We start from the raw sequence: 23,836 nt of genomic DNA, 5'->3' as shown, positions 1-23,836 counted from the left end.
ATCAGATCAGATCAGCCGCGAGGCTTCTCAATCATTTCCGTGGTCTCGATCTCGTCGCCGACCTGGATGTCGTTGAACTTGCCGAGGCCGATACCGGCTTCGTAGTCCGTGCGCACCTCGGTGACGTCGTCCTTGAACCGACGCAGCGATTCGATGGCGAGGCCATCGGCGAGCACGACGCCGTCGCGGATGATGCGAGCCTTGGCGTTGCGCGTGATCGTTCCCGACCGCACGATGACACCGGCGATGTTGCCGAACTTCGAGGAGCGGAATACCTCGCGGATCTCGGCGACACCGGACTGGACCTCTTCGAACTCCGGCTTGAGCATGCCCTTGAGCGAGCTCTCGATCTCGTCGATCGCCGAGTAGATGACCGAGTAGAACCGGACATCCACGCCTTCGCGAGCCGCAGCCTCACGGGCCTTGGCATCCGGGCGGACGTTGAATCCGACGATGATCGCGTTGTCGATCGTTGCCAGGTTCACATCGGATTCGGTGACAGCACCGACGCCGCGGTGGATGATGCGCAACTGCACCGAGTCGTCGACCTCGATCTTGAGCAGCGACTCTTCCAGCGCTTCGACAGCACCGGAGACGTCGCCCTTGATGATGAGGTTGAGCGTCTCGACCTTGCCCTCTTCGAGTGCACGGGTGAAGTCCTCGAGCGAGATGCGCTTGCGGGCCTTGGCCAGCAGGGCGTTGCGCTCGACGGCTTCGCGCTTCTCAGCGATCTGACGCGCCATGCGGTCTTCCTCGGTGACGATGAAGACGTCGCCGGCGCGGGGCACTGAGTTGAGGCCCTGCACCTGGACAGGACGCGACGGTGCGGCGAACTCGACGGAGTCACCGTTCTCGTCGAGCATGGCGCGGACGCGGCCGTAGGCCGTTCCGGCCACGATCGAGTCGCCGACATGCAGCGTTCCCGACTGGATGAGCACGGTGGCGATCGAGCCACGGCCCTTGTCGAGCTTCGCCTCGATGGCGACACCGCGAGCAGATTTGTTCGGGTTGGCCGTCAGGTCAAGACCTGCGTCCGCGACGAGCAGCACGGCGTCGAGGAGCTCCTGGATGCCGGTGCCCTGACGCGCCGAGACGTCGACGAACATGACGTCGCCACCGAACTCCTCTGCGACCAGGCCGTATTCCGTGAGCTGCTGACGCACCTTGGAGGGGTTCGCCTCCGGCTTGTCCACCTTGTTCACCGCGACCACGATCGGCACACCGGCGGCCTGGGCGTGGTTCAGCGCCTCGACCGTCTGCGGCATGATGCCGTCGTCGGCTGCGACCACGAGGATCGCGAGGTCGGTGACCTGCGCACCACGAGCACGCATGGCGGTGAACGCCTCGTGACCGGGGGTGTCGATGAAGGTGATGGCGCGCTCGACGTCCTCGTGCTCGGTCCACACCTGGTAGGCACCGATGTGCTGGGTGATGCCGCCGGCCTCGCCCTCGATGACGGTCGTCTTGCGAATCGCGTCGAGAAGGCGGGTCTTACCGTGGTCGACGTGACCCATGACCGTGACCACAGGCGGACGGATCTCGAGGTCGTCGTCGTCCTCTTCCTCGAGCTCCTGCTCGAGGTTCAGACCGAAGCCCTCGAGGAGCTCCTTGTCCTCGTCCTCGGGCGAGACCATCTGGATCTTGTAGCCGAGTTCGGCTCCGAGAACCTCGAACGTGGCCTCGTCCAGCGACTCGGTGGCCGTGGCCATCTCGCCGAGGTTGAAGAGGATCGTGACGAGCGTGCCGGGCTGCACGGTGTATCCGCGCAGCGCCTCGAGCTTGTCAGCGAAGTCGGCGATGGATGCGCCGCGACGCAGGCGAATGGTCTCGCCATTGCCCTTGGAGACGTTGATGCCGCCGACGACCGGCGCCGACCGCATCTCGAATTCTTGGCGTTTCGCCCGCCGCGACTTGCGCTGCTTGCTCTTGCCGCCGCCCTTGCCGAAGGCACCCGCGGTACCACCGCCGGGCCCACGGCCACGGCCGCCACCGCCACCCGGGCGACCGGCGAAGCCGCCACCCGGACGCTGACCACCGGGGCCACCACCGGCTCCTGCACCCGCGCCAGGACGGCCGGGACCACCTGGACGCTGCTGGAACGGTGCGCCACCGGGACGACCACCGGGACCGCCGCGACCGCCACCGGGGCGACCCGGACGGGGTGCGCCGATGCGCGGAGAGTCGGCACGGGGTGCCTGCGGACGCGGGATGTTGCCTGGCGTCGGACGCTGGCCCATACCCTGCTGAGAAGCGAAAGGATTGTTGCCCGGACGCGGACCCGCCGGACGCGAGCCCATCCCCTGTGCAGATGAGAAGGGGTTGTTTCCGGGGCGAGGGGCACCCGGCTTGGGCGCTCCGCCGGGCTTGGGCGCGTGCCCGCCTGGCTTGGGCGCGTCAGATGCAGGCGCGTCAGACGCGGGTGCGCTCGGCTCGGATGCCGGGGCCGGTGCGGCGGGCGCCGGTGCAGCCGGCGTCTCGGCAACGGGGGCCTCAGCCTCGGGGGCCTTCTTCGCCGGACCGGGCTTGGGCCCGGGTGTCGGCGCCTTGGACGCGGACTTCGCGGCAGGCTTCGCTGCGGGCTTGGTCTCGGTCTTTTCGCTGGCCTTCGCCTTCGGGTCGGCCTCGATCGCGGCGCGCAGCTTGCGCGCCACCGGGGGCTCCACCGTCGAAGACGGGCTCTTCACGAACTCGCCGAGCTCCTTGAGCTTGGCAAGTGCGAACTTGCTATCGACGCCGAGTTCAGCGGCGATCTCATGCACACGTGGTTTGGCAGCCACAATTCTCCTGTCTGGGTCGGTCCGCCCAGGCAGGGCAGACCACTAGTCGGTGACGGGACTCATTTCGAGCCGTTCACTTTGTTTCCATAGCCGTTCAGCCTTTGTTCTTCGAGCAGTACTGTTCGATGGTCTGCGCGTCCGCCGCCTCGGGAAACCCGATGACATGCGGTACGCGGAGTGCTCGTGCGAAAGCCCGGCGCCGCATTGCGGCATCGAAGCATTCGGGTGTCGGATGCAACCACGCGCCTCGCCCGGGCAGGACAGCTCGCTCATCGAGGACGAGGTTGTTGTTCTGCACCACCACTCTGATCAGAGCGGCTCTAGAGGCACGACCGCGGCAACCGACACACGTTCGTACAGGGTCCATGTTACACCTCGTGGCTGAGATCCGGATTCAGCGCTCCGCAGCACCGACCGAGGATCACTCCATCACGCTGTCGGGCTGGATATCGATCTTGGCACCGGTCAGCTTTGCGGCCAGTCGCGCATTCTGACCCTCCTTGCCGATCGCCAGCGACAGCTGGTAGTCGGGAACCAGCGCTCGCACGGCCTTGGTGTTCGTGTCCAGCATGAACGCCGAGGTGACCTTCGCAGGCGAGAGAGCGTTGGCGACGAAGGTCGCGAGGTCGACGTGGTAGTCGACGATGTCGATCTTCTCCCCGGCGAGCTCTTCTGTGACCGCGCGCACGCGCCGCCCCATCTCGCCGATGCACGACCCCTTGGCGTTGACGGACGAGTCATTGGCCCGCACTGCGATCTTGGTGCGGTGTCCGGCTTCTCGAGCGAGCGAGACGATCTCGACGAGCCCTGCAGCGATCTCAGGAACCTCCAGCGCGAACAGCTTGCGGACGAGCCCGGGGTGCGTGCGCGACACGGTGATCGCCGGACCCTTGGCTCCCTTCGCGACACTGGTGACGTACACGCGCAACCGCGAGCCGTGCGCGTACTCTTCGCCTGGAACCTGCTCTTCCGGAGGAAGGATCGCCTCGACACTGCCCAGATCGACATGGATCATCCGGGGGTTCGGCCCCTGCTGAATGACGCCGGCGACGATGTCGCCTTCCTTGCCGCGGAACTCGCCCAGCACGGCTTCGTCGGCGATGTCTCTCAGCCGCTGGCTGATGACCTGCTTGGCTGCGTAGGCGGCGATGCGACCGAAGTTGTCCGGCGTCGTCTCCTCTTCGCCGATGATCGCGTCCTCTTCATCGCGCACCGGCTGCAGGACCGCCACGTGGCCGGTCTTGCGGTCGAGTTCCACACGAACGCCCTCCGGCACAGCACCGTCTTCAGAGACGTGCTTTCCGTAGGCTGTGAGAATCGCCTGCTCGATGATCGACACGAGTTCGTCGAAGGGGATCGCCTTCTCCTTCTCGATTCCGCGCAGCAGTCCGAGTTCGATGTCCATCAGCGGCCTCCCTATTAAGCTCTCACCGCGCGAGATGACTCCGCGGGGCATCAGAACAGGATAGCCGACTCCGGATGCCGTCAGCGTGTCGCGCGCCGGTCACGACCGGCAGATCTGCTCACTGCGCGGAGGGCAGCTCGTTGATGGCGCGGATGAGCGCGAACAGTGACCCGACGGTGCGCTGTTCGAGGTAGAGCGCCAGCCGCGGCAGGTCGACCACGTCGCCATCGCTGCGTTCCACGGCCAGAGCCTCGGTGCGCTCGATCTCTCCGTGTGCGCACATGTTCGCGAAGCGCTCATTCAGACTGGCGATCTCCGCATCCGTCGGCTCGTGCACCAGACGCACGATCAGGCGATCATCGACCCACCGGAGTGAGTCGTAGTTGTGCCAGAAACCGGTGATGTTCGACACGGCGTCGGTGACCGAATCAGTGATGAGCACCCGATCGAGATCGTTCGCCGAGATCACGCCTGCCGGCACGAGGTGCTCCTCCACATAGGTCTTCAGCCCCTGCCAGAACGTTCCGCCCGGCTCGTCGAGCAGCACGATCGGCACCGGCACTGCCTTGCCCGTCTGCTGCAGGGTGAGCAGCTCGAACATCTCATCCATCGTGCCGAACCCGCCGGGGAGGCAGATGAAGCCGCGGGATTCCTTGATGAGCATGAGCTTGCGGGTGAAGAAGTACTTCATCGAGACGACTTGCTCGTTCTCGACGACGATCGAGTTCGCCTTCTCTTCGAACGGCAGCCGGATCGACACCCCGAGCGACATCTTCGAACCGGCGCCCTCTGCAGCCGCCTGCATGATCCCCGGCCCTGCACCCGTCACGACCATCCAGCCATCCTCGGCCAGCGCCGCCGCGACATCACGTGCGTGCACGTACAGCGGATCGTCCTGCAGAGTGCGGGCAGAGCCGAACACCGTGACCTTCGGCACCTGGTGAAACGGCTGGAACAACTGGAATGCGTCATGCATCTCGCCGAGCGCCGCGGAGGCGATCTTGAGGTCGAGTCGGTCGGTGTTCTCCATGCCGAGCCTGAGCGCGGTCTGCAGCATCCGCATGATCAGCCCTCGCTCCGCGCGGATCCCCGCCTGATCCAGCAGGGCGGTGAGTTCGTGACGCAGGTCGTCGTTCAGAGAGGCATCGGTCATGCCTCCCAGACTGTCACAGCCCGCGCTCTCGCAGTCCGTGCACCGCCGCCGTGGGTCAGCGCGCGATCACGGCGCGGTCAGCCGCGCGATAGCATCCTCGACCGAAACCGAATCGCGCTCGCCGGTGGCGCGATCCCACAGCTCGACCTGGCCCTCGGCTGCGCCGCGTCCGACGATCACGATCTTCGGCACGCCGACGAGTTCGGCATCGCCGAACTTCACACCGGGCGACACCTTCACGCGGTCGTCATACAGCACGTCCAGACGCGCTGCCTCGAGCTGAACGGCGATGCTCTCCGCGACGTCGAAGGCGATCTGGTCGCGACCGGCTGCGACGACATGCACGTCGAACGGCGCGACGGATGCCGGCCAGATGAGGCCTTTGTCGTCGTTGTTGAGCTCGGCGATGATCGCGAGGATGCGGGTGACGCCGATGCCGTACGAGCCCATCGTCACGGTGACCAGCTTGCCGTTCTCGTTGAGCACCTTCAGCCCGAGCGCCTCGGCGTACTTGCGGCCGAGCTGGAAGACGTGACCGATCTCCATGCCCTTCGCGAGCCACACCGGGCCGGAACCGTCGGGAGCCGGGTCGCCTTCGCGGACGTTCGCGATCTCGACGGTGCCGTCGGCGACGAAGTCGCGGCCGGCGACGACCGTGTGCACGTGCTTCTGGTCGATGTTGGCGCCGGTGATCCAGCGGGTGCCGTCGGCGACTCGAGGATCGACGAGGTAGCGGATGCCGGTGGCGGACTCCTCGCCGAGAACGGGGCCGGTCTCGGACCACGGCCCGATGTAGCCGCGAACGAGCAGCGGGTGCTTCTCGAAGTCGGCATCCGTGGCCGGTTCGATCTCCGCCGGGGCGAAAGCGACTTCGGCGCGCTTCATATCGACATCGCGATCACCGGGGAGGCCGACGATCACGAGTTCACGGGTGCCATCGATGTGCGTCAGTGCGAGAACGACGTTCTTGAGCGTGTCGGCAGCCGTGTACTCGCCGTCGAGCACAGCGTTCGAGTGCGCCACGAGCGTCTCGATGGTCGGTGTGTCCGGTGACTCGTAGATCGCGGCAGCGGCGACGTCGTCCCAGCCGACGGCTTCAGGAGGAGTGGTCGTGTAGGCCTCGACGTTGGCGGCGTAGCCCCCTTCGCTGCGCACGAAGGTGTCTTCGCCTACGGGCGTGGGGTGCAGGAATTCCTCGCTGCGCGAGCCGCCCATGGCGCCCGCATCCGCCTGCACGATCACGTATTCCAGACCGAGACGCTGGAAGATGCGCTCGTAGGCGTCGCGCTGCGCCTGGTAGCTGGCGTCGAGACCCTCATCCGACGCGTCGAACGAGTAGGCGTCCTTCATGGTGAATTCGCGGCCGCGCAGCAGCCCTGCACGCGGACGGGCCTCATCGCGGTACTTGTCCTGGATCTGGTAGAGCGTCAGCGGCAGATCCTTGTACGACGAGTACAGGTCTTTCACCAGCAGGGTGAACGCCTCTTCGTGAGTGGGGGCGAGCAGGTAGTCGCCGCCCTTGCGATCCTGCAAGCGGAACAGCAGGTCGCCGTACTCCTCCCACCGACCGGTCGCCTCGTAGGCCTCGCGAGGCATCAGAGCCGGGAAGTGCACTTCCTGCGCACCGGCCGCGGCCATCTCCTCGCGTACAACCGTCTCGATCTTCGCTTTCACGCGCAGGCCGAGCGGCAGCCACGCGAAGATGCCGGCTGCCTGCGGCCGGATGTACCCGGCACGGATCAGCAGCTTGTGGCTGGCGACCTCGGCGCCAGCCGGGTCTTCACGGAGCGTACGGAGAAAGAAGTTCGATAGACGAGTGACCACGCCCTGATTCTAGTTGAGTGCGCGAGTGCCCTCTGGAATCGCACCGCTCGCGTACAGATCAGTGGCGAGATCCTGCAGCGCCGTCAGTGCGACGCGCTGCGTCATCGGGCCGTAGGAGATGCGGCTCACCCCCAGCTGCTCGTACTCAGTGGCGGTGAGTGCTCCCGGCAGGCCGATGACGCTCACCTTTCCGGCTCCGATTCCCTCGACCAGAGTGCGGGTCGCGTCGGCGTCGAGCACGCCGGGCACGAATACGGCGGTTGCGCCGGCGTCGAGATAGGCACGGCCGCGGGCGACAGCATCCGCCAGCTTCTCGGCGAGCGGCTTGTCGCCGCCGCGCACGATGGCATCCGTCCGGGCGTTGAGCGCGAACGGCACGCCTTCGGCTTCTCCAGCCTTGACGATCGCTTCGACCTGCGCGACGGACTCGTCGAGGGGCTTCAGACGATCTTCGATATTGGCGCCGACGATGCCGACGCCGATAGCGAGACGCGTGGTCTCGCCCGCGTCGCCGTAGCCGTCGTCGAGGTCGGCGGAGACGGGCAGGTCGACGGCTGCGGCGATGCGCCCGACGAAGTCGATCATGATGTCACGCGGAATCTGCCCGTCGGCGTAGCCGAAGGTCGCCGCGATCGAGTGACCTGCGGTGGCGAGCGCACGGGTCTCGGGGAGAGCCGCGATCGCCTTCGCCGACACGGCATCCCACACATTCACGACGCGGAGGATCTCCGGTGCCTCGTAGAGATCGATCAGTGTGCGGGCCTTGTCTGCGCTTGTCATACCTCCACCGTAGCGGGCCGTGCGTAGGGTGGATCCATGCCTCAGCGCCGATCGCACGTAGCCCCGTCCGCCGAGCAGAGCGAACTGGCTGCCGCCCTCGCCGAGCTGCGGGCCGATATCGAATCGCCGACGACGTTCTCGCCGGCGGCTCTCGCGGAGGCCGAGTCGGCGACAGCCCCGGAACCCGAGCTGGACCTGCGTGATGTGCCCTTTGCCACGCTGGATCCGCTCGGCTCGATGGATCTGGATCAGGCCTTCCACCTCGAGCGCGCCAGCACCGGATTTCAGGTGCGATACGCGATCGCAGACGTGCCGGGCTTCGTGACCCCGGGCGGCGCGGTCGACGCTGAAGCGCGTCAGCGAGGACAGACGCTGTACCTGGCTGACGGAAACATTCCGCTGCATCCCGTCGCACTCTCTGAGGGGCGAGCTTCACTTCTGCCTGACGTTGAGCGCCCCGCGCTGGTGTGGACGTTCTCGCTGGACGACGCCGGCGCCGTCACTGATTTTCGCTTGGAACGCGCGCTCATGAAGTCGCGAGCAAAGCTTGACTACGCATCGGCGCAGGCGGAGATGGATCGCGGCGATGACGGTCCGCTGGCGCTTCTGGGCGAGATCGGTGCGCTGCGGCAGGCGCAGGAGAGCGAGCGCGGGGGTGCGAGCCTCAACCTCCCCGACGAAGAGGTCGTGCAGCGTAAGGACGGCACCTATGACATCGAACGACGCCATCCCCTGCCGATCGAGGAATGGAACGCGCATCTCTCCCTGATGACGGGGATGGCGGCGGCCGAACTCATGCTCGGGGCGAAGGTCGGTGTGCTGCGTACGATGCCGCAGCCCGATGAGCGCGCGTTCGACACGTTCCGTCGTCAGACCGAGGCGCTCGGTCGACCATGGACGACCGGGCAGTACGGCGAGTTCCTGCGCGGACTCGACAAGGCTGACCCGATGACGCTGCCAGTGCTCGAGGCAGCGGCGTCGCTGTTCCGCGGCGCCGGATACGTCACCTTCGACGGACAGGTGCCGGCAGATATCGAGCAGGCGGCGATCGGTGCGTCTTACGCGCATGCGACGGCACCGCTGCGGAGGCTCGTGGACCGCTGGTCGCTTGCGATCTGTCTCGCGGTGTCGAAGGGCGACGAGGCTCCGGAGTGGGCGCGCTCGTCGCTGGAGACGCTGCCTGCGCTCATGCAGGAGTCCGGTCAGCGGGCATCCCGCCTGAATGCAGACACGCTCAATCGGGTCGAGGCCGCCCTGCTGCATCCGCTCGTCGGCACCACCGTCGATGCGACAGTCATCGAGCTGCGCGGAGATGAGCGTGCAGCCATCCAGATCGCCGACCCAGCTGTGACCGCGACTGCTTCCGTGCCCACCGGAACAGTCCCGGGAACGACGGTATCGGTGCGGCTGGTGCGGACGAACATCGCCAAGGGCGAGGTCGAGTTCGCGGCGTGAGCGACTGGGGTCTCGCCAAGGCGCAAGCCGCATGGGTGCGGTCGCGTCTGCCTGGCACATTCCTGGTGCGAGACATGTCGTGGGGCATCATGGCGTCGACCGTGCTGCAGGTGCGCGATGGCGCCCACGACTATGTGGTGAAAGCCGGTGACGCCAGCAACCATCACATCGATCGGGAGATCGCCGCACACGACGGCTGGACGTCAGCGCTGGTCGACAGCGGGCACGCCGCGCGCCTGATCGATTCGCTGCCAGAGGAGCGGGTGATGCTGCTTGAGTATCTGCCTGGGCGGCTTGTGGAGGGATCGGATGCTGAATGGCATCCGTCCACGTATGCGCAGGCGGGCGGGCTCCTGCAGCGTCTGCACAGCCAGGAATCCTGCGTCGACGAGGAGTACGAGGCCCGGGTGAACGCTCGTGCTCTGGTCTGGCTTGAGGGTCCGCATCGGATTGAGCAACCCATCGCCGCGGAGGCGAAGCACATCCTCGAAACGGATGCTGCGCCGCCCGTCGATCTCGTGCCGACGCACGGCGACTGGCAGCCACGCAACTGGCTGGTCGATGACGGCACCGTGCGAGTGATCGACTTCGGGCGCTTCGCTTTCCGCCCGGCTGCGACGGATCTTGTGCGCCTGGCCGCACAGCAGTGGCAGCGTCACCCGGAGGTGGAGTCGGCCTTCTTCGAAGCGTATGGTCAGGACCCACGCGATGGCGATCGCTGGCGGATGGCCACGCTGCGCGAAGCCGTCGGCACTACCTGCTGGGCGTTTCAGGTCGGCGATGAGGAGTTTGAAGCACAAGGCCATCGGATGCTGGCAGACGCGCTGCAACGAATGCACTGAAGGATTCCATTTGCCCTCGACACCGTATCAGCACGTTGATACATTATGTGTCAGTGGTATGACACATTAAGGAGGAAAGCACATGGGAGTTTATCCGCTGATCGTGCTCGGTGCGGCTCCGACGATCGCGCTGCTGGGAGCTGTCGTCATTCGGTTCGTCGTCATGCAGCCAGTGCCCCGGCTCGGGCGAATCGTCTCGGTCCTGACCGTGCTCGCCGGGGTTATCCCGGCAGCAGCTATCGTCGTGTCACGCGCCGCATGGCGGGTGCCTTTTCTCTCCGACCTGTCAATCACCGCGATTCTGCCTCTCGGGCTGGGGATCCTCGCAGTGCTTCTGTTGAGCATTCCGCGGTCCAAGGCTCGGACGACCACTCATTCCCACTTGTCTCGCCGGACCTTCCTGTCCTTCGTGACGTTCCGATGGGTCTGGACACTGACCGCGCTGACCGTCGTTGTCCTCCTCTTCACTATCGCGGCTGGGACAGTATCGACAGTCGATTCCGAAGGCCATCGCGCCCTATACAAATTCCTGGTCGGGACTACAGGCACATCAATAGCGACCGCGATCTACGGATGGCATTTCTCGATTCCCGCCCTATGGATGCTGGTTGCTCTTCTCGCAGCAACAGTCATGGCCTGGCTGATCATCCCGCGCCCTGCGTGGCAGGACGATGCGGTAGCCGACACCATCACAAGACGTATTCGCGCCGCTAGCATCGGCCGAGCAGCAGCAGGATCGATCCTTGTGCATCTCTCGGTCATTCTTCGCTCCCTCGCGAGTACAGCAGGGGTGCGGGGCGAGGCTACGACGACTGAACTCGGGACCGTCGCAGTTGGCCCCCCTTTCGCCGCGCTCGAGCCAGCATTGCACTGGGGAAGCGAGATAGCGCTGACAGCCGGCCTCGCGATGTGGCTTCTCATCGCCTTGGTCGCGATACCGAATTCGCGGGCACGAAAACCATCAGCAGCATGATCATCACGATCTCGCCTACTGGTGGGTCACCGGCAGAGCAAGTCCACGGCCAATTGCGTGGGCTGATCACCGCTGGGCGTCTCGCCGCCGATGAGCGACTGCCATCGGTTCGCCAGCTCGCTTCCGATCTAGGAGTGGCGCCCGGCACCGTCGCTAAGGCATACCGGCAATTGGAAGCAGACGGGCTTGTCACGTCGCGCGTAGGCGCGGGTACGCGCGTAAGCAGCTCCGCCGTCACAGTCTCGAAGCCTGTTGCTGCTGCTGCACGAGCTCTGGTTGCCGCCGCTCAGAAGGACGGTCTCACCCAAGTGGACGCCGAACGCGTCCTGCGGGCGATGTGGTGATCCGGCCGGATGCGCCTCGGGCGCTCCTCGCAGATCGGCATAACGTCGCAGAGGTTCCGCACAGATCACGCGGATTTGGGTAGATCCGCGGAGTTATGGCGCGCCCGATCAGGCAGGAACGGCCGTCGTCGTCATCACCAGCAGCTGCGGATCGCTGAGGTCCAGCGAGACGGTGATCGCGGCGAACTCGGTCAGCGAGCGCACATGCGTGCCGCCGCAGAGGAAGCCCACTTCGCCACCCGGCAACTCGCATCGCCAGGTCCGTCGATCGGAGATGTTCGGACCGTCGACCTCGATGCGGCTCTCGCCACCCGCCGCCACCCACTCAGCCAGCAGCGCATTGATGCGAGTCTCGCGCTCGTCGACCGAACCGGCGAAGCCTTCTGAGTCGAAGCCGGCTTTGCGCAGGCTCTTGCCGAGTCGGTACTCGTCGACACTGCCATCGGCATGGATCCGGCTCGACTGGTTCGCCTTGCCTTCGAAGTCGGGGTTGCCGAGCGGATCCATCGCGATCTCTTTGCGCCACAGATCAGCCAGCACGGCGTCCAGAGCCAGGGAAGCGAGATGGCAGGCCGTGTGCCCGCGACTGAGAGCAGCGCGGTGCTCAGCATCGACTTCGAGCGTGACGACCGAACCCACCGAGATCTCCGGCGGCAACTCACCTTCAATTCGATGCGCGACCAGCCAGGTCCAGCCGTCCGCACCGCGCTTCACGGGAATGTCTGCACCGACGGCGAGTACACCGTCGTCACTCACCGCGGCCATGACAGCTTCGGTCACGACGACCTGAGCATCGCCGACGCTGAGCGTTCCGACATCGCCGGGCTGATCCGGCCAGGTGTGGTCGACGGGATGAAAAGGCGTGGCGTCGCCGATGACCACCGCGATCTCGCGGTCGATGATCAGGACTTCGCCGTCACCCTGCAACGAACCGGCCGGAAATGTGATGCGTGTGGATTCCATACGGGTCAGCCGGTGACGACCTGCGCGGTGCCGATGCCGGCCTCCGCACCCATCTCAGCGGCGATGCGGTTCGCCTCTTCGATCAGCGTCTGCACGATGTCGGCTTCGGGCACGGTCTTGATGACCTCGCCCTTGACGAAGATCTGCCCCTTGCCGTTGCCCGAGGCGACCCCGAGGTCAGCCTCGCGCGCCTCACCCGGGCCGTTGACGACGCAGCCCATGACGGCCACGCGCAGCGGCACGGTCATGTCCTTCAGGCCCTCGGTGACGGCATCCGCCAGTGAATAGACGTCTACCTGCGCGCGACCGCACGACGGGCACGACACGATCTCAAGCTTGCGTTCGCGAAGGTTCAACGACTGCAGGATCTGGTGCCCGACCTTGACCTCTTCGGCCGGCGGCGCAGACAGCGAGACGCGGATAGTGTCACCGATCCCCTCGCCGAGCAGGATGCCGAATGCCGTGGCGCTCTTGATCGTGCCCTGGAACGCGGGCCCCGCCTCGGTCACGCCGAGATGCAGCGGCCAGTCGCCTCGCTCGGCGAGCTGACGGTACGCCTTCACCATCACGATGGGGTCATTGTGCTTGACGGAGATCTTGAAATCGTGGAAATCGTGCTCTTCGAACAGCGACGCTTCCCACACCGCGCTCTCCACGAGCGCCTCAGCCGTCGCCTTGCCGTACTTCTGCAGCAGACGCGGATCCAGCGACCCCGCGTTCACGCCGATGCGCAAAGACACATTCGCGGCCTTCGCGGCCGCGGCGATGGCGCCGACCTGGTCGTCGAACTTGCGGATGTTGCCGGGATTCACACGTACGGCACCGCATCCGGCGTCGATCGCCTGGAACACGTACTTCGGCTGGAAGTGGATGTCGGCGATCACGGGGATCTGACTCTTCTGCGCGATGATGTGCAGAACATCGGCGTCGTCCTGCGAGGGCACGGCCACACGCACGATCTCGCATCCGGATGCTGTCAGTTCGGCGATCTGCTGCAGTGTTCCGTTGATGTCGGTCGTCTTCGTCGTCGTCATCGACTGCACGCTGACGGGAGCGTTGCCGCCGACGAGCACCTTGCCGACCCGGATCTGACGGGACTTGCGACGAGGGGCGAGGACTTCGGGGACTTTCGGCATCCCAAGATTCACTGCTGGCACCCCACCAGCCTACGATGCCGATGATGTGGAAGACCCGAGTCGGGCCGTCACACGCGACCGTGGCGCGCACGGGGTGTGATACTTTCGGCCCATGTCCGCGAACCTCACCTGGTGGCCCGCCTCCTAGGCGGTGTGTTCGCGAACCAGAACCAGACCGCCTTCCGGGGCGGTCTTTGTTTTTCCACCGAGTCGTTCCGCACCGGATGCCCGAATCCAGGAGACACCGATGACTGCACCCCTGCCCGATCGCATCCGGGAACTCACTGCCGACCCCACCGCATCCTTCGTGCTGATCGCACGCGAGGGCGGTTCCGAACTGCTCACCGGCGACATCCTCGATGTCGACCTGCTGGCGGATATTCCGCTCGACGGAGACGATGGCCCGCGTGAGATCTTCGCGATGGTGCCGTATCGACAGGTCCGCGAACGCGGCTTCGAGGCGCAGGACGACGGCACGCCGCTGCGCTGTCTTCTCGTGGATCAGCATGAACGACTGGCCACAGCCGAACTCATCGCCGCGCTCCCGAACGATGCGATCGCTTTGACCGACCGTGGGTTCGACATCTCGGACGAGGACTACGGCGAAATCGTCGAGCAGGTGATCGCCGAGGAGATCGGCCGTGGCGAGGGCGCGAACTTCGTCATCCGCCGCGACTTCCTGGCTAGCTTCGCCGCCGACGACCGCACGGCTGCACTCACCTGGTTCCGGGCGCTGCTCGAACACGAGCGCGGCGCGTACTGGACGTTCGCCGTGATCACACCTGGGCAGATCGCAGTCGGCGCGAGCCCCGAGGCGCACGTCGTCGCCCGGGAGGGCGTCGTGACGATGAATCCGATCTCGGGGACCTTCCGCCACCCGGCCGGCGGCGCCACCCGCGCATCGCTGAGCGAATTCCTGTCATCGACGAAGGAGACCGAAGAGCTCTTCATGGTCGTCGACGAAGAACTGAAGATGATGAGCCAGGTCTGCTCGGATGGCGGACGCATCACCGGCCCGCACCTCAAGGAGATGTCGCGGCTCACTCACACCGAGTACATGCTCCGCGGCACGAGCCAGCTCGACCCACGCGACATTCTGCGCGAGACGATGTTCGCACCGACGGTGACCGGCTCCCCCATGCAGAACGCCTGCGTCGTGATCAACCGCCACGAGCGCCGGCCGCGCGGTTACTACTCGGGAGTAGCGGCACTGTTCACGCCCAACGATGACGGCGGACACGACCTGGATGCGCCGATCCTCATCCGCACGGCCTACGTCGACCAGGGACGGTTGCGCGTACCGGTCGGCGCGACTCTCGTGCGGCACTCCAACCCGGCGGGCGAGGTCAGCGAGACACACGGCAAGGCCGCGGGAGTCCTCGGTGCGATCGGTGCGATCGAACGCGATCACGCCGCCGAAGCGCGCGACGATGACGCCCCCGCCCCGGCACGGCTGGCGGATGATCCCGAGATCGCGGCGCTTCTGGCATCCCGAAACACGCGCCTCGCCGATTTCTGGATGCAGCCGCAGAACACGCACTCGTCCGAGCGCTTCGCGGGTCTTCGCGCTCTCGTCGTCGACGCCGAAGATCGCTTCACCACGATGCTCGCCCATCAGCTGCGCCACCTCGGGCTGGAAGTGCAGATCGCGGCCTGGGATGCGGTGACCGACCTGGCCGTCGACGATGCCGATCTCGTCGTCGCGGGCCCAGGGCCGGGAGACCCGCGAGACGAGGCATCCGCGCGCATGGCACGGATGAAGCACGTCGTGGCGCGGCGCCGGGATGCTGGTGCTCCGCTGCTGGCTGTGTGCCTCAGTCACCAGATCCTCGCCGACAGCATCGGGATCGATCTGGTGCCGCTGGCGTCCCCGCACCAGGGTGTGCAGAAGACCGTGCCGGTGTTCGGCACAGACGCGTCGATCGGCTTCTACAACACGTTCACCGCCCGGGTCCCCGCCGTCACGACCCACGTGCGCGACGCCGAGGTCTCGGCTGATGCGGAGACCGGCGATGTCTATGCGCTTCGCGGCGAGCGCTTCGCCTCCATCCAGGGGCACCTGGAGTCGATCCTCTCGCGCGACGGCCTCGAAACGCTCGAGCGGCTCATCGCGCACGCACTCGACTGAATCGCTGCGGCGCGAGGGCAATCAGCCGAGCAGATTCATCGGACGGATCAGGTCGGCGACGAGCAGCAGCGCCCCCATACCGATCAGCAGCACCGCGACGACGATGGTCAGCGGCACGAGCCTGGTCGCGTCCACCGGTTTCGGGTCGCGGCGACCCGTGAGTTTCGCCCAGGCGCGCTTGATGCCGTCCCACAGTGCCACCACGATGTGGCCGCCGTCGAGCGGCAGGAGCGGCACCATGTTGAAGACGAACAGGGCGATGTTGAGCGCTGCCAGCAGGTTCAGAAGCACGACCAGACGGTTCAGCACGGGCGCATCTGCCGCCGCCACCTCACCGGCGATACGACCGACGCCGACGACGCTGAGGGGGCCGTTCGGGTCGCGTTCCGATCCGGTGACGAGCGATACACCGACGTCCCACAGCTTGACCGGCAGGTTGACGATGAGCCCCGCCACCGCTCCGGCCTGCTGCATCGCCATGTCGGTGCCTGTGCCGATCGGCTGCCGAGCATACTCGAGCTGCGCCGTGATGCCTGCGTAGCCGACGGTGTGCATGACCGGTTTCTCATCGGCATCCAGCACCACTCGCCCGTTGGCGTCGGTCTCCGCGCGCTGTGCGGGAGCAGGGGTCAGCGACAGCGGCACGTCAGTGCCGTCGCGTCGCACCACGACATCGAGCGTTCGCCCCGCAGAGGACTGGATGATCGCCGATGCCTCAGCGAATGTCGTGACATCCGTGCCGTCTAAGCTGACCAGGACATCCCCCGGCTGGAAACCGGAGTCGGCGGCCGGTGCGGCCGGATCGTCGGGCGTGCACGCCGTCTGCGAGGTGCCTGCCGGAACAACGCACTGGCTGATCTCGGCGATCGTCGTGCTGGCCTGCTGCACCCCGATGCCGGATGCCAGGATCGTGAAGATCATGATGGCCAGCAGCAGGTTCATCACCGGACCGCCGAGCATGACGATGATGCGCTTGAAGACGGGAAGCCGGTAGAAGACTCGTTTCTCGGCACCGTCTGCGATGGTCTCGTCATTCGCGGACCGTGCATCCTGCACCAGGCTGGCGAACATGCCCTTGGCGGGCCCGCTCGTCGTCGAGGGCGGGTACATGCCCGACATCGAGATGAAACCGCCCAGAGGCAGCACCTTGAAGCCGTACTCGGTCTCGCCGATCTGCTTCGACCACAGCCGGGGTCCGAAGCTGATCATGTACTGGCCGACGCGCACGCCGAAGAGCTTCGCAGGCACGAGGTGCCCGACTTCGTGCAATCCGATCGAGACGCCGAGACCGACGAGCATGAACAGGATGCCGCCCACGTACAGCAGAATCTCCACCGGCTCACGCTATCGCGAGACGGCTAGGAATCCCCCGTGACTTGCGCCGTCTGTTCGGTGACTTCCTCGGGCCTAGACTGATCGGGTGACCCGGAGGCAGCTGCGCATCACCCGCGGCGCCTCCGCGTCTGCAGTGGCCACTCTGATCGCCGCTCTCTCGCACACCATCGGCGGCGGCGAGCTGCCGCATCCGCTGCTCATCGTCGCGAGCTCGGTGTTCCTCACGCCGCTCGCAGCCATGCTGGTCGGCCGGCGATCCCGATTCGCGAGCATCGCCGCAGCCGTCGCCGTGATCCAGTGGGTGTTCCACACGGTCTTCGAGACGACCGGCAGCACGGCATCGTCGGGAGCGGGCCTCGCTCCGCATGTGCATAGCGTCGGCGCGCTGACGCCGATGACGCACATGTCGCATGCGGATGCCCCGATGGTCGCCGCGCACGTCATCGCCGCGGTCGTGACGACCCTGCTGCTCTGGCGCGGCGAGTCGATGATCCATGTCATCGCTCAGTGGGTCCGCGTGCAGCTGCGTGCCCCGCAGCTGCTGGTCGTGCTGCAGGCGCCTCGTCCTTCTGCTGTCACCCACGAGCTTCACCTGCCGCTGAAGCGGCTTCCCCTGGGCGATGTCTGCCGCCGCGGCCCGCCCGCACTCTCCTGGCGCTGATCTGTGCGATCAGCTCTCATCCGCTGCCCGGCTCGGAGCAGCGATATTCGCTGCGGCACGGCACATGGCCGTCCGCTCACACAATCTTCAGGAGAATTCGCATGTCCATCACTCTTCGTCGCGGCGCACTCGTCGCCGCCCTCGCCGCTGGAATCGTCATCGCCACCCCCGCCGTCGCCAGCGCCCACGTCGGGGTGTCGCCCGATGCGATCTCGTCCGGCACATCCACCCTGCTCACGTTCTCGTTCAGCCACGGCTGCGGCGAGTCGCCGACGACGGCTCTGCGCATCACGATGCCTGAGGGCGCGGCATCCGTGTCGCCGACGTTCGATGCCGCCTGGGATGCACAGGTCGAGAAGGGCGATGACGGGTTCGTCTCCACGGTGACGTTCACCGCCGTCCGGCCCGTTCCGATCGATCTCCGCGGCGCGGTGAGCATCAACTTCCGACCCGCGGAGAAAGACATCGGTCCGCTGGTGTTCCCGGTCTCGCAGATCTGCGAGGAGGGCTCGAGCGAGTGGGTCGAAACAGCTGAGGAGGGCCAGGACCCGCACGACCTCGACGCGCCGGCTCCGGTCGTCGAGGTCACAGCTGCAGCCGATGACGCGCACGGGCATGACACGGGCGCAGCATCCGACGATGCCCCCTCCGACACACCTGCGGCCGACCACACAGCACCAGCCGGCGACGCGGCATCAGCCGATGACGCCGTGTCGCCCGTTCCCATGATCGTCGGCTCTGCCGGCCTCGTGGCCGGGCTGGTCGCACTGGTCGTATCGATCGCCGCGTACCGACGCCGTCGCGCGTGACGCCCCGCGTGCGCGGCCGGTCATTGGCCGGTCGCGCACGCCCCCTTGCGGATCGCGCGCGTCGGGCCACGTCGCATCCGAGCAGAGACCGATGTGCGTGAGATCATGGATGCGATGATCAGCCAACCGCCGCTCCCACCTGTGCTCCGTCCCGCCGACCCACCCCGTCGCGCGCTGACCGAGCTCTCCGACCGTTTCGCCCGTGACACCCGCGGCGACCTCGCCGACGTGTACCTCAGCGGAATCACCCTCGCCACCGCCGACCTGCGTCCCGGCGAAGCTTTCGTCGCTATTCAGGGTGTGAATCGGCATGGCGCCGAGTTCTCGCCGATCGCTGCGGAGAAGGGCGCCGTTGCGGTCATCACCGATCCCGCCGGCGCAGATATCGCAGCATCCACCGGTCTGCCGATCATCATCGTCGACGATCCGCGCGCGGTTCTCGGTGACCTCAGCGCCTGGGTCTACGGCACGGGAGCCGCCGATCCGCTGCCGCTGCTGTTCGGAACGACGGGCACCAACGGCAAGACGAGTGTCTCGCACCTGCTGCAGGGCATCTTCGATCAACTCGGTGTCGTCTCTGGTCTCTCATCGACGGCCGAACGGCATATCGCCGGCCAGGTCATCGTCTCGCGTCTCACCACCCCCGAGGCGTCAGAGATGCACGCGCTGCTCGCCCTCATGCGGGAGCGCTCGGTCGAGGCAGTAGCGGTCGAGGTGAGCGCGCAGGCGCTGTCGCGCCACCGCGTCGACGGCATCGTCTTCGATGTCGCCGGGTTCACGAACCTGTCGCATGATCACCTCGACGACTACGCCGATATGGAGGAGTACTTCAAGGCGAAGCTGCCGCTGTTCACTCCAGAGCGGGCTCGACGCGGCGTCATCAGTCTCGACTCGCCGTCTGGCGCTCGTGTCGTCGATAGCGCGGGCATTCCCGTCGTCACGATCGGCACGCCGTCGATCGCCGCGGATCCGGATGCTGCCGCCCGGGCCGACTGGGTCGTCACCATCAATGACGAGCGCCCCAGCGGCACGCTCTTCACACTGACCGGGCCTGGCGGTCGCAACCTCACCACACTCGTGCCCGTCATCGGCCAGCACATGGCCGCGAACGCCGGGCTGGCGATTGTCATGCTGCTTGAGGGAGGCTACGACTGGGAACGCATCGCGGCGTCGTTCGCCCGCGACGGGCAGATCATCGCCCACCTGCCAGGGCGCACGCAGTTCATCTCCGGCACCAACGGTCCTGCCGTCTACGTCGATTTCGGACACACGCCGGATGCTTTCGAGAAGACCCTCTCCGCCGTGCGCCGCGTGACGCCGGGCAAGGTGCTCATGCTCTTCGGCGCCGACGGCGATCGCGACGCGACCAAGCGATTCGATATGGCGCGAACGGCCGTTCAGGGCAGCGACATACTGGTCGTCACCGATCATCACCCGCGGTTCGAAGACGCCGCATCCATCCGTGCCACCCTCATCGAAGGCGCCCGCCGGTCGCGGCCGGATGCCGAGATCCATGAGTTCTCGCCTCCCGAGGAGGCGATCATCGCTGCTGTCGGCATGGTCGGCGAAGGGGATGCCATCCTCTGGGCCGGCCCCGGCCACCAGGACTATCGCGACATCCGCGGCGTGCGCACGCCGTACTCAGCCCGCGAGCTGGCCCGTCGTGCGCTGCAGGCCGCGGGCTGGCCGGTCGCGGATTCGCACTGGCCGAATCCGTACGGCGACTAGCAGCCGGATACCTTTCACGCGGAGGCGATCAGCGCGTCTGCCTTCTCGCGCGCCCACCGCTCGGCCTCCGCCAGCGAGTCGACAGTCAGCACATCGCCCGCGTCGTGCGCGTCGATCACGCGGGAGATCGTATCGACGATGCCCAGGAACGTCAGGCGCCCCTCGTGGAAGGCATTGACGGCCTGCTCGTTGGCGGCGTTGTAGACGGCGGGGAATGTCTTGCCCGCTCGCCCCACTGCCTTCGCCAGCAGCACGGCGGGGAACGCCTCGTCGTCAAGGGGCTCGAAAGTCCAGCTCGTCGCAGCTCGCCAATCCAACGGCTGACCGACACCCCCGACTCGATGCGGCCAGTCCAGTCCGAGAGAGATCGGCAGGCGCATGTCAGGCGGCGATGCCTGCGCGATGGTGGAGCCGTCGACGAACTCCACCATGGAGTGCACGATCGACTGCGGGTGCACCACCACCTCGATATCGTCGTAGGCGACGTCGAACAGCAGGTGCGCCTCGATCACTTCCAAGCCCTTGTTCACCAGGGTGGCGGAGTTCGTGGTGACCATCCGCCCCATGTCCCAAGTGGGGTGAGCCAGTGCCTGTGCGGGGGTGACGTCACCGAGTTCTGCGCGGCCGCGGCCACGGAAAGGTCCACCGGACGCGGTCACGACCAGCCGCCGCACCTCGGCATCCACCCCGGCCCGGAGCGCCTGAGCGATCGCCGAGTGCTCGGAATCGACTGGCACGATCTGCCCATCTGCAGCCGCAGCGCGCACGAGCTCGCCGCCGACGATGAGCGATTCCTTGTTCGCGAGTGCGAGCGTGCGACCAGCTTTGAGAGTTGCCAGCGTGGCGCCGAGGCCGATCGAGCCGGTGATGGCGTTCAGCACGACATCCGCCTCGACATCGCGGACCAGCTGCTCGGCGTCGGATGCTCCCAGCGCCGTGTGCTCGACGTGGAAGTCGGCGGCCTGCTGCGCCATCAGCTCGGCGTTCGTGCCCGCAGCGAGTCCCACGAGCTCGAACCGGCGCGGATTGGCGCGGATCACATCCAGTGCCTGAGTGCCGATGGAACCGGTGGAGCCGAGGACGATGACGCGACGCATGCCGCCAAGCCTATGCCGTGCAGCGATCTCCCGCAGGGCAGAGGGGACTCACTCGACCGGATCGGTGACGAGCGGTGTGACGCCGAGGATATCGATCACGAAGACCAGAGTCTCCTTCTGCAGTTCGTGGCCTTCGGACGGACCATAGCCGTCAGCCGGCGGGATCTCGACGAGCACCTGCGAGCCGACCTGCTGGCCCTCCAGAGCCTTGCTGAAGCCCGCCACGACGCCCGTGGTCGGGAACTGGGTGGGCATCGCGTCGCGGCTCCACGACGAATCGAACTCTGTGCCGTCGCTCCACTTCACGCCGAGGTACTGCACCGTGACCAGGTCGCCGACGCCGACAGTGGGACCGTCGCCCTGCTTCAGCAGACCGATGGTCGTTTCGGTCGGAGCGTCGCCCTTCGGAATCTCGACAGACGGCGTGCCATCCTTCGCGAGCTTCACCGTCGCCATGTCGGCAGGCGCATCGACGCTCTTGCCCGTTGCGGTGGTGGGAAGCTCCTTCAGCGTCTGCAGGTAGACGATGACTGCGCTCTGCCCCTCCTGCCCTGGCAGGGCGAAGACGACGTCAGAGCCGATCGGCGCGCACTCGGCCGCCGCGATGAAGACGGGCGACTGGGTGGAATCCATGATCGCCTGCGGGTTCTGCGCGATCGCCGGGTCGAGCAGCATCGGCAGCACGCCGTCGACGCCGCGCTCCGAGGTCTCCACGACCTTGTTCGTGTCGGCCTCGACGATCTGGTAGCGGATCGAGATGAAGTCGCCGGCGTGCACATCGTCGCCATCGCCCTTGTTCAGGATCGTGCGCTGCACGTCGTCGAACTCGGTTCCCTGTGGCACCTCGATCTTCGCGTCGAGTCCTTCACCGGTCACCTTGATGGCATCCGATCCTGCACCCGGCTTCGCATCGACGAGGCACTCCGGTTGTCCGGAAGGCGTGGGCTCGGGAGTCTCTGCCGTCTCGGGGCTGCTTGCGCAACCGGCCAGAAGCAGCGCCGTCACGGCGACGGTGGACAGGAGAGCAAGCGGACGCAGGCGCAAGATGAGACCTCGGAATCGGTGGTGGGAGTACACCATCCTCGCTCATCCGGCTTTGTCGCCGCTGAGTGCGACCCGGCATCGGCATGCCGATGCCGGCATGGATCGCTGGATAGGATCTTCTGATGAGTTCTGAGCAGTCGATGGATTCCGAGCACACGTCGGAACCGGCCACACCCCATCACGCGGGATTCAAATACGCAGTGGGTCGGATGATCGCCACTCCCCTCGCCCGCGCGATCTATCGCCCCCGCATCGAAGGCCGCGAGAACGTTCCGATGACCGGTGCCGTCATCCTCGCCAGCAACCACCTCTCCTTCATCGATTCGATGGCGATCCCCGTCGCCGCCCCGCGGCCGGTGCACTTCCTCGCGAAATCGAGCTATTTCGAGGGCACCGGATTCAAGGGCGCCGTATCGCGGGAGTTCTTCACCTCTGTCGGCGCGATTCCGGTTCGCCGCGGTGCCGGCCAGGCCGCTCTGGATGCTCTGGATCAGCAGCGACAGCTGCTCGAAGAGGGGCTCGCCGTCGCACTGTACCCGGAGGGAACGCGCTCCACCGATGGGCGCCTGTACCGGGGCCGCACCGGAGTAGCTTTCCTGGCGCTGCAGACCGGCGCACCCGTCGTGCCGGTCGGACTGATCGGCACGGATCGAGTGATGCCGGTGGGCGCGAAGATGCCCTCGCTCAGTGAGCGGATCTCGGTGCGTTTCGGCAAGCCGCTCGACCTGTCGAAGCACGGCGCGGCGAACAGCGGCCGGGCGCGCCGCCTCGCGACCGATGAGATCATGGCGGCGATCCACGCACTGTCCGAGCAGGAGCTCGCCGGTGTCTACAACGAACCGCCCGCCGCCACCCCGATCGACAAGATCAGGCAGGCGCTGCCCCACGAGAGGCGCTGACTGTCGGTTCGTAACGCACCGGGAAGTTCACCGAGTTGGCGATGAAGCACCATTCGTGGGCCTGATGATGGGCCTGTTCCGCCGTCTCGATCATCGCAGCATCCGCCACCACCACCTCGGGCCGCAGCATCACCTCGACGAATGCTCCACCGCCCCGGCCGTCCTCACGAATCACGCCGGTCGCCCGATCGCGATACGCGGTCACGGCGACACCCGCCGTCACACAGGCGTGCAGATATGACAGCAGGTGGCATTCCGACAGGGACGCGATCAGCATGTCCTCGGGGTTCCATCTGGTCTTGTCTCCGCGGAACGGCCTGTCGGCCGAAGCGAGCAGCTCTGGCTTGCCGTCGATCGTGATCGTCACGTCGCGCGTGTAATCGCGGTATCCGCTCGTTCCGCTGCCGCGATTCCCGGTCCAGGTCGCAGTGAGCTCGTAATGATGCTCGCCGAGCGGATGCTGTGCCATGCCGCAAGTCTGCC

The 23,836-nt window shown here is 66.4% G+C and carries 21 protein-coding genes; 9 read left to right on the top strand and 12 right to left on the bottom strand.

Features of this window, described 5'->3' with window-relative positions; all coding sequences use genetic code 11:
• Positions 1-11 precede the first annotated feature (11 nt).
• From infB to FM104_RS07730, 6 genes are all read right to left on the bottom strand, one after another.
• Positions 12-2,777, bottom strand: a complete 2,766-nt coding sequence (gene infB, locus FM104_RS07755; protein ID WP_256971557.1) for a translation initiation factor IF-2 — start codon at positions 2,775-2,777, stop codon at positions 12-14.
• A gap of 94 nt (positions 2,778-2,871) precedes the next feature.
• On the bottom strand, positions 2,872-3,144 hold the full coding sequence (locus FM104_RS07750; RefSeq protein WP_087130850.1) for a YlxR family protein: 273 nt from the start codon (positions 3,142-3,144) through the stop codon (positions 2,872-2,874).
• 54 nt (positions 3,145-3,198) lie between these two features.
• Complete coding sequence (gene nusA / locus FM104_RS07745; protein WP_087130849.1) at positions 3,199-4,182, bottom strand: transcription termination factor NusA; 984 nt, start codon at positions 4,180-4,182, stop codon at positions 3,199-3,201.
• A gap of 118 nt (positions 4,183-4,300) precedes the next feature.
• The gene (locus FM104_RS07740; RefSeq protein ID WP_087130848.1) at positions 4,301-5,335 is read right to left on the bottom strand and encodes an LOG family protein; all 1,035 of its coding nucleotides are present in this window, start codon (positions 5,333-5,335) and stop codon (positions 4,301-4,303) included.
• 66 nt (positions 5,336-5,401) lie between these two features.
• Positions 5,402-7,159 (bottom strand): proline--tRNA ligase, encoded by a 1,758-nt coding sequence (locus FM104_RS07735; protein WP_087130847.1) that lies wholly within the window; start codon positions 7,157-7,159, stop codon positions 5,402-5,404.
• Positions 7,160-7,168: 9 nt separating this feature from the next.
• A complete protein-coding gene (locus tag FM104_RS07730; protein ID WP_087130846.1) occupies positions 7,169-7,939 on the bottom strand; it encodes an isocitrate lyase/PEP mutase family protein in 771 nt (256 codons plus the stop codon).
• A gap of 36 nt (positions 7,940-7,975) precedes the next feature.
• Between FM104_RS07730 and FM104_RS07725 the strand changes: the two genes are divergently transcribed.
• The 4 genes from FM104_RS07725 to FM104_RS07710 all read left to right on the top strand — a co-directional run bounded on the left by FM104_RS07725 (position 7,976) and on the right by FM104_RS07710 (position 11,553).
• Positions 7,976-9,394: an RNB domain-containing ribonuclease gene (locus FM104_RS07725; protein ID WP_087130845.1), complete on the top strand. Its 1,419-nt coding sequence runs from the start codon at positions 7,976-7,978 to the stop codon at positions 9,392-9,394.
• Positions 9,391-10,236 carry a phosphotransferase gene (locus FM104_RS07720; RefSeq protein ID WP_218778561.1) on the top strand — a complete coding sequence of 282 codons (846 nt, stop codon included), beginning with the start codon at positions 9,391-9,393 and terminating at the stop codon, positions 10,234-10,236. The genes FM104_RS07725 and FM104_RS07720 overlap by 4 nt, the downstream gene beginning before the upstream one ends.
• 82 nt (positions 10,237-10,318) lie before the next feature.
• Positions 10,319-11,209, top strand: a complete 891-nt coding sequence (locus FM104_RS07715) for a hypothetical protein (RefSeq protein WP_087130844.1) — start codon at positions 10,319-10,321, stop codon at positions 11,207-11,209.
• Positions 11,206-11,553, top strand: coding sequence for a GntR family transcriptional regulator (locus FM104_RS07710; RefSeq protein WP_087130843.1), 348 nt, complete (start codon positions 11,206-11,208; stop codon positions 11,551-11,553). The genes FM104_RS07715 and FM104_RS07710 overlap by 4 nt, the downstream gene beginning before the upstream one ends.
• A 108-nt stretch (positions 11,554-11,661) precedes the next feature.
• Here the strand turns inward: FM104_RS07710 and FM104_RS07705 are convergent, their stop codons facing one another.
• The gene (locus FM104_RS07705; protein ID WP_087130842.1) at positions 11,662-12,516 is read right to left on the bottom strand and encodes a hypothetical protein; all 855 of its coding nucleotides are present in this window, start codon (positions 12,514-12,516) and stop codon (positions 11,662-11,664) included.
• A 5-nt stretch (positions 12,517-12,521) separates the two neighbouring features.
• Positions 12,522-13,673, bottom strand: a complete 1,152-nt coding sequence (ispG, locus tag FM104_RS07700) for a flavodoxin-dependent (E)-4-hydroxy-3-methylbut-2-enyl-diphosphate synthase (RefSeq protein WP_179206719.1) — start codon at positions 13,671-13,673, stop codon at positions 12,522-12,524.
• Positions 13,674-13,899: 226 nt separating this feature from the next.
• Between ispG and FM104_RS07695 the strand changes: the two genes are divergently transcribed.
• Positions 13,900-15,780, top strand: a complete 1,881-nt coding sequence (locus tag FM104_RS07695) for a chorismate-binding protein (protein ID WP_087130840.1) — start codon at positions 13,900-13,902, stop codon at positions 15,778-15,780.
• A 21-nt stretch (positions 15,781-15,801) separates the two neighbouring features.
• On the opposite strand, the gene FM104_RS07690 is transcribed toward FM104_RS07695, so the two are convergent.
• Positions 15,802-17,115, bottom strand: coding sequence for a M50 family metallopeptidase (locus FM104_RS07690; protein ID WP_087130839.1), 1,314 nt, complete (start codon positions 17,113-17,115; stop codon positions 15,802-15,804).
• A gap of 85 nt (positions 17,116-17,200) precedes the next feature.
• Between FM104_RS07690 and FM104_RS07685 the strand changes: the two genes are divergently transcribed.
• The 3 genes from FM104_RS07685 (at position 17,201) to FM104_RS07675 (ending at position 20,313) form a co-directional block, all read left to right on the top strand.
• Complete coding sequence (locus FM104_RS07685) at positions 17,201-17,776, top strand: hypothetical protein (RefSeq protein WP_087130838.1); 576 nt, start codon at positions 17,201-17,203, stop codon at positions 17,774-17,776.
• 101 nt (positions 17,777-17,877) lie between these two features.
• A complete protein-coding gene (locus tag FM104_RS07680; protein ID WP_087130837.1) occupies positions 17,878-18,585 on the top strand; it encodes a YcnI family copper-binding membrane protein in 708 nt (235 codons plus the stop codon).
• A gap of 114 nt (positions 18,586-18,699) precedes the next feature.
• Positions 18,700-20,313, top strand: a complete 1,614-nt coding sequence (locus FM104_RS07675; RefSeq protein ID WP_179206718.1) for a Mur ligase family protein — start codon at positions 18,700-18,702, stop codon at positions 20,311-20,313.
• A 14-nt stretch (positions 20,314-20,327) separates the two neighbouring features.
• Here the strand turns inward: FM104_RS07675 and dxr are convergent, their stop codons facing one another.
• Positions 20,328-21,410, bottom strand: a complete 1,083-nt coding sequence (gene dxr / locus FM104_RS07670) for a 1-deoxy-D-xylulose-5-phosphate reductoisomerase (protein ID WP_087130836.1) — start codon at positions 21,408-21,410, stop codon at positions 20,328-20,330.
• 48 nt (positions 21,411-21,458) lie between these two features.
• Positions 21,459-22,490, bottom strand: a complete 1,032-nt coding sequence (locus tag FM104_RS07665) for an FKBP-type peptidyl-prolyl cis-trans isomerase (protein ID WP_256971556.1) — start codon at positions 22,488-22,490, stop codon at positions 21,459-21,461.
• Between the two features lie 86 nt (positions 22,491-22,576).
• Between FM104_RS07665 and FM104_RS07660 the strand changes: the two genes are divergently transcribed.
• A complete protein-coding gene (locus tag FM104_RS07660; protein WP_087130835.1) occupies positions 22,577-23,353 on the top strand; it encodes a lysophospholipid acyltransferase family protein in 777 nt (258 codons plus the stop codon).
• On the opposite strand, the gene FM104_RS07655 is transcribed toward FM104_RS07660, so the two are convergent.
• Positions 23,322-23,822, bottom strand: a complete 501-nt coding sequence (locus tag FM104_RS07655; RefSeq protein WP_087130834.1) for an OsmC family protein — start codon at positions 23,820-23,822, stop codon at positions 23,322-23,324. The genes FM104_RS07660 and FM104_RS07655 overlap by 32 nt on opposite strands.
• Between the last annotated feature and the right edge of the window lie 14 nt (positions 23,823-23,836).

The organism is Microbacterium esteraromaticum (genome assembly GCF_900163815.1).
In the GTDB taxonomy this organism is placed as follows: Bacteria; Actinomycetota; Actinomycetes; order Actinomycetales; family Microbacteriaceae; genus Microbacterium; species Microbacterium esteraromaticum_B.
This window is presented reverse-complemented; position numbering and strand designations above follow the sequence as displayed.

Excerpts from the sequence above, each read along its gene's own strand:
- FM104_RS07750 (WP_087130850.1), bottom strand. The coding sequence starts at position 3,144 with ATGGACCCTGTACGAACGTGTGTCGGTTGCCGCGGTCGTGCCTCTAGA.
- nusA (WP_087130849.1), bottom strand. The coding sequence starts at position 4,182 with ATGGACATCGAACTCGGACTGCTGCGCGGAATCGAGAAGGAGAAGGCG.
- FM104_RS07740 (WP_087130848.1), bottom strand. The coding sequence starts at position 5,335 with ATGACCGATGCCTCTCTGAACGACGACCTGCGTCACGAACTCACCGCC.
- FM104_RS07730 (WP_087130846.1), bottom strand. The coding sequence starts at position 7,939 with ATGACAAGCGCAGACAAGGCCCGCACACTGATCGATCTCTACGAGGCA.
- FM104_RS07725 (WP_087130845.1), top strand. The coding sequence starts at position 7,976 with ATGCCTCAGCGCCGATCGCACGTAGCCCCGTCCGCCGAGCAGAGCGAA.
- FM104_RS07715 (WP_087130844.1), top strand. The coding sequence starts at position 10,319 with ATGGGAGTTTATCCGCTGATCGTGCTCGGTGCGGCTCCGACGATCGCG.
- FM104_RS07710 (WP_087130843.1), top strand. The coding sequence starts at position 11,206 with ATGATCATCACGATCTCGCCTACTGGTGGGTCACCGGCAGAGCAAGTC.
- FM104_RS07705 (WP_087130842.1), bottom strand. The coding sequence starts at position 12,516 with ATGGAATCCACACGCATCACATTTCCGGCCGGTTCGTTGCAGGGTGAC.
- FM104_RS07695 (WP_087130840.1), top strand. The coding sequence starts at position 13,900 with ATGACTGCACCCCTGCCCGATCGCATCCGGGAACTCACTGCCGACCCC.
- FM104_RS07680 (WP_087130837.1), top strand. The coding sequence starts at position 17,878 with ATGTCCATCACTCTTCGTCGCGGCGCACTCGTCGCCGCCCTCGCCGCT.
- FM104_RS07675 (WP_179206718.1), top strand. The coding sequence starts at position 18,700 with ATGATCAGCCAACCGCCGCTCCCACCTGTGCTCCGTCCCGCCGACCCA.
- dxr (WP_087130836.1), bottom strand. The coding sequence starts at position 21,410 with ATGCGTCGCGTCATCGTCCTCGGCTCCACCGGTTCCATCGGCACTCAG.
- FM104_RS07665 (WP_256971556.1), bottom strand. The coding sequence starts at position 22,490 with ATGGTGTACTCCCACCACCGATTCCGAGGTCTCATCTTGCGCCTGCGT.
- FM104_RS07660 (WP_087130835.1), top strand. The coding sequence starts at position 22,577 with ATGAGTTCTGAGCAGTCGATGGATTCCGAGCACACGTCGGAACCGGCC.
- FM104_RS07655 (WP_087130834.1), bottom strand. The coding sequence starts at position 23,822 with ATGGCACAGCATCCGCTCGGCGAGCATCATTACGAGCTCACTGCGACC.